1 protein-coding gene is annotated in these 342 nt (G+C 69.9%); it reads right to left on the minus strand.

The genetic code is table 11. The annotated features are described in order from the left end of the window. Positions 1-342, minus strand: a 342-nt coding sequence (locus tag KZZ07_RS26745) for a response regulator (RefSeq protein WP_219519963.1), incomplete at both ends; no start/stop codon positions are given.

Genomic DNA, 342 nt, shown 5'->3' on the forward strand with positions numbered 1-342 from the left:
TTCTCCGCGTAACCGGTGATGAACAGCACCTTCAGGCCCGGGCGGTTGACCCGGCCGGCATCGGCCATCTGTCGGCCGTTCATGCCGCCCGGCAGCCCCACGTCGGTCACCAGCAGGTCGATGCGCACGTCCGACTGCAGCACCTTGAGGCCCGAGCTCGCGTCCGCCGCCTCGATGGCCGTGTAGCCCAGGTCCTCAAGCACCTCGGTGACCAGCATGCGGATGCTCGGCTCGTCGTCGACGATGAGCACCGTCTCTCCCTGCTCGGCGCGCGGAGCGGAGGCGAGGTCCGGCAGGCCCTCGGCGCCCTCCGCGTCGCCGTAGTGACGCGGAAGGTAGATG

It is taken from the genome of Mameliella sp. CS4 (assembly GCF_019392335.1).
GTDB lineage: Bacteria > Pseudomonadota > Alphaproteobacteria > Rhodobacterales > Rhodobacteraceae > Antarctobacter.